The following is an 8,500-nucleotide window of genomic DNA, read 5'->3' as shown; positions in this document are numbered from 1 at the left end:
GTTGCGGTTTGTCGGAGGGGCAGGGCAGGCGCTGGGGGAATGGACGCAGCGCACGGCGATGGGGATCAAGTTGGGCAAGGTGGCGAATATCACCAATGCACCGATCGTGCAGAACAGCGGTGGGGTGTTGCCGTTGGTGGTGATGGTGTTGAATGTGTTGAATGCCCGGAAGTATCTGTTTGAGTTGCAGGCGGTGGCTCGGCCGGATGAGCAGAGGGTACATGATACGGCCTCTTCCGTTTTGTATGCCGGGGCTGCTTTAACCGCTGTTATAGACAATCAAATCAGGAAGTCATTTAGGCTAGATGCATTTGCCTTAGGTAAAACCGCTGTCCCTTACATGACCGCTTTTGGGGCATTGATTGGAGTCCTGTCAGCGGGTGCAGCAGTGAAGGAATTGCAGTCCCTCGAAGCTCAACTCGAAAGCAGTTCGTCGGTAGATCCATGGTTGCAGATGCGCCGAAATGTAGCGGGTGGGCTTGCAGCTAGCTATGGATTACAGGCACTTGCAGGGTTCTATTGGACAGCAAGGGTGCTTCTCGGGTTGTCCACGGTGGGTGCGGCCATCGTGGGATATTCCTTGTGGGTAGCCCCCGTTCTTATCGCAGTTGCAGGCTTGGGCGTTTTGTATTTCATAACTTGGTTATTCCAGCAAACACCGTTGCAACGGTTTCTCGACGACTGTTGTTGGTCAAAAAACAAAGCCAGAAATTTAGAGCCAATTGTTATAGAGGCTCAACGTGATGAACTGGAACGGCTGATCGGGATTTTGCATACCCCACGTGTCAGCTTTTCGAGCAGCAACCACGTGATCTCATCTCCTCGCTCACCCAGAAGTATCGAGGCTGTCAGTGTGATCGACGCCTTGACCATTGATCTGCCTGGTGCTGACCCGAACTACATGAACCTCGAATTGGCCATGATTGGCTACGCAGTCGATCAGGAGCAATTGGATGGTCAGGCTGCCGGGGTGTTGCCAAAAACCCAGAAACCTCCGAGAGAGTGGATAGACCTTGTGCCAACCTGGTTGGCCAAGAGCAAGTGTAAATGGACCCCCGCAGAAGAGGGACAAGGGTTGCGATTAAGTGGGAGTTTTACGGGTTCACGGAATTTGTCGAATCCAACCGAGGTGAACCTGCGAATTAGATTTAGAACGCCTTTTATGGCCTTGCTGGGAGAAACCGTTTTTGTCGGGGGTAAATCAGGGATGACATTTGCCTTGAGTAACAAAAATGGTGTTCTGAGTATTCGCAATGAAGCGCCTGAAGGGCCTGGCTATAAAACCAACTACGTGTTGGCCCGCGATACTGAGTGTTCAGGGTACTTGCAGCCGGGGGTAAAAATATGAGTGGCTGTGAAGCGGGTTTTGTCAAGCGTCGAATGTTTGGTCGGGACGAATATTTAGCGCCATTGCCGTTGCCCACTGGTCAGAAGCCGGCAGATTCGTTGAATATCATGTGGCGTAAGAACAACGAGTTTCTGGACGTAGGAAACTATGCTATCGGCGCCGCCGTCTGCCTCTTTTGGCTTCAGTTTGTCCTTGTTTTTTCGCTGGCTTGTTACTTTCAGGGAATCGCTGACATTTTGTTTGGCATAGCACTTTTGGGGCCTCAACTGATCTATCTGGTTGTTAGACTCACCGCCAAAGTCCACCCTCCGACCCGCTTCAACCGCCAACGCCGCGAAGTCTGTGTCCCCCAGGCAGACGGCAGCTACTGGCGGGTCCCCTGGGAAACCGTCACCGCCGCCGCCACCCAGAAAACCAGCGTCGGCCGAGGCGGTTCGGCCTCGATGGGCATGCTGTTTATCGGTTTCGAAAACCCCGACCAAACACTCCCTGAAGAAAAGCGTCATTACGTCATGGGCTTCGGCTGTGGCGGTGGTGAAACGGCCATGGCACTCTGGGAATGTATCCGCAGCTACATGGAAATAGGCCCGGAGGCTGTCCCTGAATGCCAGGTCGGCGCTTCTCCCTATGAAGAAACCCAGGTCGGCGCGTTCGTGACCGCCTGGCGTAACGATGACGTGGTCGAAGTGCTGAAGGGGCTGTTCTTCCTGACGATACTCGGCAGCTACTTCGCCGAGAAAGCCCAGGACCTGAAACTCTCGCCGCCTCCCGAGCTCGACCATCCCGACATTATTGAATGGTCCAAGCCCCTGCCGCCGGAACAATGGGCAAAGCGCTCCGCCGAACTCGACGCGGCCATCCGCAAGCGCGAAGCTGAACTCGCGGCAAAGGGCTGAGCCGGCCCCGTCAACCTCAACCCACCTCCAGCACCTGATCCGCCGCCCGCGCATACAGCGCCGCATACGCGCCACCTTGCGCCAGCAAGGCCGCATGCGGCCCTTGTTCGACAATGCGTCCCTGGCGGATCAGCACAATCCGGTCGGCGTCGCGTACCGTGGCCAGGCGGTGGGCGATGATGATCGCCGTGCGCCCCTCGCACAGCCGGCGCAAGGCGCGTTGGATACGTTGCTCGGTCTGCACGTCGACCGCCGAGGTCGCTTCGTCGAGCACCAGCACAGCCGGGTCGGCCAGGTAGGCGCGTACCAGGCACACCAGTTGGCGCTGGCCATGGCTGAGGTGACTGCCGAGGTTACCGACTTGCGTGGCGTAGCGGTGCGGCAAGCGTTCCAGCACTTCGTCGGCACCCAGCGCGCGCGCCGCGGCAATCAGTGCTTGATCATCCGCCTCGGGCGCCGCCAGGCGCAGGTTGTCGAGGATGCTGCCGTTGAACAGCACGTTGTCCTGTAGCACCACCCCCACATGCCGGCGCAACTGCTGCTGGCTCAGCGCGCGTATGTCCACGCCATCCAGGGTCACGGCACCGCCATCGACCTCGTAGAAGCGCGTCAGCAATTGCACCAGGGTGCTTTTGCCATGTCCCGACGGGCCAACGATGGCCAGTACCTCGCCGGCCCGAATGTGCAGGTCCAGCCCGTCGATCACTGGCGCGCGGGCCTGCCGCTCATAGGCAAAACGCACCTGCTCGAAACGCACCTCGCCACGTGCCGTTGGAAGTGCCAGCGGCTGCGCCGGGTCAAGCACCTGCGGCGCCGTGTCGAGCAGCAGGAAGATCCGCTGCGCCGAGGCCGAGCCGGTTGCATAGCGTTCGAACAGGTCGGTCAATTCCTGCAACGGGCCGAGGAACAGCATCACGTAGAACAGGCTTTCGCCGATCTGCCCGACTGTTACCTGGCCCTCGGCCAGGCTGTAGCCGCCGACCAGCACCAGCACTGCCATGCCGCTGGCTGCCAGCACCGCAGTGAATGGGGCAAACCAGCCCGAGCGCAGGCTGCCGCCGATCAGCGCGCGGTTGAATTCGTCGAGCAGGTGCCGGTAGCGGCGCAGGTTCGGCGCTTGCTGCCCGGTCTGCTGCAACAGGCGCACGCCGCTGACGCTTTCGACCAGGTGTGAGGTAAACCGGCTACGTTGCTCGGCCACCTTGGCCCAGTTGCGCTGGGCAACCCGCTTGAACGCCCAGGTCGCCAGCAGCAGCAACGGTACGCTGCCGATCAGGCTGAAGAAGAACAGCGGCTCGATCAGCCACAGCATGACTGCTGCCAGCGTGCAGCGCAGCAGGGCGCCGAGCAGCTCCGGCGGGCCCTGGATCAGCAGCGGTTCGAGGGCATCGACGTCGCGGTCGGCGCGGGAAATGATGCGCCCGGCACGGGTGCGGTCGAAGTAGCCGACGCTCAGCGCCTGCACATGGGCGAACACCCGCACGCGCAGTTGGTTGAGCACGGCAATCGCCGCACTGCCGGCGATGTACTGCGAGACCCCGGCCAGCACGAAGCGCCCCAGCCAGCTCGCCGCCAGGCCCAGGCCGAGCCACAGCACCAGTGGTGGGTCGAGCAGCCAGGTGTTGCCGTCGTGGATCAGCCCGCGGTCGAGCAGTTCGCGCACGAACCATGGGCGCAGAAACACCGTGAACACCAGCACCAGCTCCAGGGCGATGACCCAGGCGATCTGCCGGCGTACCGGCGCGAGCAGCGGCAACAGGCGCTGGAACATGCTGCGGTCCAGCGCTTTCTTCGCCAGCAGTTCTTCGATTTCGATATCGCTCAGGGCAGTGCCCGGCAATGCATTAGCCATGCTCGATCCCCAGCAGGTCACGGTAAGTCGGGTTGCGTTGCAGCAGTTGCGCGTGGCTACCGCTGTCGACGATACGGCCGTTGTCCAGCAGCAGCACGCGGTCGGCCAATTGCAGGGTGCTCAGGCGGCTTGAAATCAGCAACAGGGTCGGCGCCTGACCTTCGCGCCGGCGCTTGCGCAGGTTGTCGAGCACACGCCGTTCGCTGAGGGTGTCGAGCGCGCTGGTGGCGTCGTCCAGGCACAGCAGGTCGGGGGCGGCGAGTAACGCGCGGGCCAGGCACAGGCGTTGGCGCTGGCCACCGGAGAGGGTCACCCCACGGTCGCCGAGCGGGCTGTTCAGCCCCTGCGGCAGGCGTTCCAGAATATCCTCGGCAGCGGCCCGTTGCAGGGCGTTCAGCAACTCTTCGTCGCTGGCCTGTGGCGCACTCAGGCGCAGGTTGGCCGCCAGGCTGTCGGCAAACAGGAAGGTCTCCTGCGCCAGCACATGCACGCGCCGGCGCAGGTCGCCGAGGTCGAGCGTGCGCACCTCGCGCCAGCCGTCCTGGTCGTTACCCAGCAACACGCGGCCGCTGTCGGCATCGGTCAGCCGCGGCAGCAGGCTGGCCAGCAGGCTCTTGCCGGTGCCGGTGGCGCCGACCAGGGCCACCACTTCGCCGGGCTCGATGGCCAGCGAGCAGTCGCGCAGGATCGCCTGGCCGCCGCCCGGCGCCGCTACGCTGACCCGCTCCAGGCGCAGGCCCAAGGGGCCGGCCGGTGTTGACAATGGCCCACCGACAATCTGAGGCGGGGCATCGAGCAGTTGCCAGATGCGCCCGGCAGACGCGCGGGCATCGGCGAAGGTCTGCATCACCCGGCCGATGCCTTCGATGCGAAACACCAGGGTGGTGACGATCAGCAGCGCGGCCACCAGTTCACCGACGCCGATCCGCCCCTGCGCCACCAACTGCGCGCCGTACACCAGTACCCAGACGTGGCCGAGCGCAACCACCGCCTGCGGCAGCGGAATCCGCGAGCTTGCATAGGCCAGGGCCTGCCGGGCATGCCCGCTGAACACCTGCACCTGGGCAGCGAAGCCGTCGATGCGCTGCGCCTGCAAGCCGAACGACTTGATCACCCGCACGGCGCCGATGCCTTCGGCGAGGTCCTGGTTGACCCGGTCGTAGGCCGCGCCGACGGCGCGGTCGAGCGTTACCAGGCGCTCGGTCTGCATGACGAAGATGGCCAGGCCGAGTACCGTCAGCAGCAACGGTCCCAGCGCCAGCATCGGGTCGTACCAGGCCAGCAGACCGACCGTGGCGAGTACCGACAGCGGGGTTTCCACCACCTGCCGCCAGAAGCTGATCAGCGCGTCGCGGACCTTGTCGGCATCGCGGGTGGTGCGGGTGATCATCTCGCCCATGCCATGCTGCCAGTGATAGCCCAGGTGCAGGCGCAGCACCTGTTCGAGGATGCGCTCGCGCAGCCGGGTCAGCAGGGCCTGGCCGAGCAGCAGCGAGCCGACCGCCGCCGCGTACTGCAGAACGGCGCGGCCCAGGGCCACTGCGGCAATCAGCCAGAACCAGCGCCAGGCCACCTGGCCGTCGAGGCTGCCGTCGGCGTGACGAACCACCGCCAGGCCGGCGCTGACATCGTTGAGGGCCTGGCCGATCAGCCATTGCTGCCAGACCAGACCGAGGTTGATAAGCACAAATAGCCCGGCGACCAGGGCAAAGCGCCAGGGCATTTCGCGGTAGATCGCCAGGCTGCGCAGTAGCTGGTGTCGAGGGCTCATGAACGGCTCGAAGACAGAGAATGAAGAACGCGCGAGTCGCCCCGCGCGGTGGTATCAGTGGCTGGCACCGGCCTTTTGCTTGGCCGCGAGGATTGCCGTGTACTCGCCGGGGTCGATACCGTTGAGGTAGTAGTTGCCGACGTGGTGCAGGCGCCAGCGGATCGGGTCGTGGGTGGTGTGCACGCGGGCGTTGCGCCAGAAACGGTCGAGGTTCCACTTGCTCAGCGACGCGCTGGCACCGAGCAGCGAGAAGATGTCGCTGGCGATCTTCAGCGCGGCGCCGTCGGAATGCGCCCGGGCACTGGCCACCGAGAGGATCAGCTCGTCTTGCAGCGCTTTGTTATCCGGGGCCTGTTCGTGGGCGTCGAAGGTCCGCGCGGCATCGCGCAGCAGCGATTCGGCGGCGCGCAGGGCCACCGCGTATTCGCCGATCTGGCGGATGATGTGCGGCTCCTCGCTGGCCCGCTCCACCTCGCTCTCGACCCACGGCCGGGCGTGCTGGTTGAGGTAGTCGATACCGGCCTGCAGGGCGCCGGCGGCGATGCCGGTGTCGATGGCGGCGTGGAGGATCTGCGGGAAGGTTAGCCCGGTGCGCTTCATCGGCCCTTGACGACGCAGCACGTAGCGCTCGTCGAGGACGACGTTGTCGAAGATCACCGTGCCGCTCACCGAGTTGTGCTGGCCGAACGCATCCCAGTCGTCGACCAGGCTCAGGCCGGGGCTGTCGCGGTGCAGCAGCACCCCGGCGCCGCCGTCGTCGCTGGCGGCGGTCAGCGATATCCACTCGGCCAGGTACGAACCGGTGGAGTAGAACTTGCTGCCATTGAGCACCAGGCGGCCGTCGTCCCGTCGCTCGATGCGGGTCTTGAGGGCGAACTTGTTCTTGCCGCCGACCTCGGCCAGGGCATTGCCCAGGCGTTTGCCGGCCAGCACATCGCTCAGCACGCGGTCGCGGACTTCGTCCGGGTAGCCGCTGAGCACGCCGCGCAGCATCACGTTGTGGATCTGCAGCAATTGGCCGACGCCTCCGTCGGCACGCGAGACAATGCGCACTGTCTCGACAATGGTTTCCACCGAGGCGCCCAAGCCACCGAAGGCCTGCGGCACGCCGATGGCGCTCAGGCCACTGTCGGATAGCAACTGGGCCTGACGCCGGGGCAGGCTGCGGTTGTGCTGGGGATCGGCGGCGAGGGCGGCGATTGTTTCGGCGATCTCATGGGCGGCGGCAATCGCCTCGGCCGGGCTGTGCAGACGACGGGGCAGGGTACTCACGATAGGGGCTTCCTTGAATGAACCGGTTGCAGGGCGTTGCCGGGCTGGAGCAGGTTCTGTGCCAGTGCCGGCAAGGCCTTGATCGGCAAGGCTTGGCGCCGGATCGCAGGGCCCAGGGTGTTGCTGGGGCAGCAGTCGGCGGGCGGTTGTTGCTCTGGCAGCAGCAGGGCAGCTGGCGGGCTGCTGGTAGAGCAGCAGTCGTGGTCGGCGTGGTGGATAAAAGCTAGCCAAAACAAGGGCTTGCCGAGTTGGCACGGGCGCTGCAACAGCGCTGGCAAACCCGCTTGTTGGAGCTTGCCCATGTCGATTGCTGCTACCTTGCCACTGCCTGCCGCAGTGGCCCTGGAACAGATCTGGTTCACCCGCTGCCCAGTGCCGACCGCCTCCGGTATCGCCTACACCCTCGGCTGGCTCGGCGAGGAATTCGCCGCCGATGGCCTGCCAGTGAACACCCTGCAAGAGGCCCGGCAACTTGGCCATCACCACTACGATCACCAGTTGCCGGGGCTGTTTCGCGAAGGCGGCAACGTGCCGGCCCTGGCGGCCCGCGCCGCCGGTGCGCCGAGTCGGCTGATCGGCCTGACCTGGATCGAGGAGTGGCAAACCATTCTGGTTCGCCCCGACTCGGGCATCCGCAGCGCTGCCGACCTTGAGGGCAAGCGCCTGGCCCTGCCGGCCTGGGGCGAGAACCGCCCTGGCAGCATCGCCCGGGCCATGAGCCTGCACGGCTACAAGGGCGCGCTGAGCCTGGCCGGGCTGAGCTTCGACGACGTCGAGCTGGTGGAAGTGGCGCTGCAAGCCCAGGACGCAGCGCCAACGCCGCAGCAGGGCCTGCAACGGCTATGGTCGGGCCTGGATTACCTGGTGCGCGGCGAGGTCGATGCCGTCTACGTCAAGGGGGCCGCCGCAGCCGATGCCGCGCGGCGGTTGGGGCTGGTGGTCGGCGTTGACCTGGACCTGAGCGAAGACCCGCGCTACCGCATCAACAACGGCACGCCACGGCCGATCACCGTACACCAGAGCCTGCTCGACGAGCATTTCGACCTGGTGGTGCGCTTCCTCGCGCAAACCCTGCGCGCCGCCGAGTGGGCCAAGCATAACCGCGAAGCGCTGCTGCGCATCCTTCAGGAGGAAACCCGCGCCGGCGCCGAGGGCGTCGCTCAAGCCTACCGCGACGACTTCCACACCAGGCTGGCCCCGGACCTGTCGCAGCAGCGGCTGAATTTCCTCGATGTGCAGAAAACCTTTCTCAACCTGCATGGCTTCCTCGAAGCCGATTTTGCCCTGGCCGACTGGGTCGATCCACGGCCCCTGGACGCTGCCCAGCAACTGCTGGCCGAACGCCGCGAACGCGCCTGAAG

General features: G+C 64.4%; 6 protein-coding genes and 1 pseudogene. 3 read left to right on the top strand and 4 right to left on the bottom strand.

What is annotated here, in order from left to right:
- Nucleotides 1-1,348, top strand: a pseudogene (locus DCO48_RS22705) (hypothetical protein); the annotation flags it as partial.
- Nucleotides 1,345-2,244: a hypothetical protein gene (locus tag DCO48_RS08400; protein WP_116550137.1), complete on the top strand. Its 900-nt coding sequence runs from the start codon at nucleotides 1,345-1,347 to the stop codon at nucleotides 2,242-2,244. The pseudogene DCO48_RS22705 and the gene DCO48_RS08400, both read left to right, overlap by 4 nt.
- Nucleotides 2,245-2,260: 16 nt before the next feature.
- Here DCO48_RS08400 and DCO48_RS08395 read toward each other — a convergent pair whose 3' ends face one another.
- From DCO48_RS08395 to DCO48_RS08380, 4 genes are read right to left on the bottom strand one after another with little or no spacing between them, the layout of a single operon-like run.
- Nucleotides 2,261-4,096: an ABC transporter ATP-binding protein gene (locus tag DCO48_RS08395; protein WP_116550136.1), complete on the bottom strand. Its 1,836-nt coding sequence runs from the start codon at nucleotides 4,094-4,096 to the stop codon at nucleotides 2,261-2,263.
- Complete coding sequence (locus DCO48_RS08390; RefSeq protein WP_116550135.1) at nucleotides 4,089-5,867, bottom strand: ABC transporter ATP-binding protein; 1,779 nt, start codon at nucleotides 5,865-5,867, stop codon at nucleotides 4,089-4,091. The genes DCO48_RS08395 and DCO48_RS08390 overlap by 8 nt, the downstream gene beginning before the upstream one ends.
- Before the next feature lie 54 nt (nucleotides 5,868-5,921).
- Complete coding sequence (locus DCO48_RS08385) at nucleotides 5,922-7,139, bottom strand: acyl-CoA dehydrogenase family protein (protein ID WP_116550134.1); 1,218 nt, start codon at nucleotides 7,137-7,139, stop codon at nucleotides 5,922-5,924.
- Nucleotides 7,136-7,441, bottom strand: a complete 306-nt coding sequence (locus tag DCO48_RS08380; RefSeq protein WP_116550133.1) for a hypothetical protein — start codon at nucleotides 7,439-7,441, stop codon at nucleotides 7,136-7,138. Before DCO48_RS08380 ends, DCO48_RS08385 begins: the two co-directional genes overlap by 4 nt.
- On the opposite strand from DCO48_RS08380, the gene DCO48_RS08375 reads away from it, so the two are divergent.
- Nucleotides 7,440-8,498 (top strand): ABC transporter substrate-binding protein, encoded by a 1,059-nt coding sequence (locus DCO48_RS08375; RefSeq protein WP_116550132.1) that lies wholly within the window; start codon nucleotides 7,440-7,442, stop codon nucleotides 8,496-8,498. The genes DCO48_RS08380 and DCO48_RS08375 overlap by 2 nt on opposite strands.
- Nucleotides 8,499-8,500: the final 2 nt, after the last annotated feature.

It is taken from the genome of Pseudomonas sp. SDI, from assembly GCF_003105155.1.
In the GTDB taxonomy this organism is placed as follows: Bacteria; Pseudomonadota; Gammaproteobacteria; order Pseudomonadales; family Pseudomonadaceae; genus Aquipseudomonas.
Note: the sequence above shows the minus strand (reverse complement) of the source record. Positions and strands in the feature narration are given on the sequence as shown.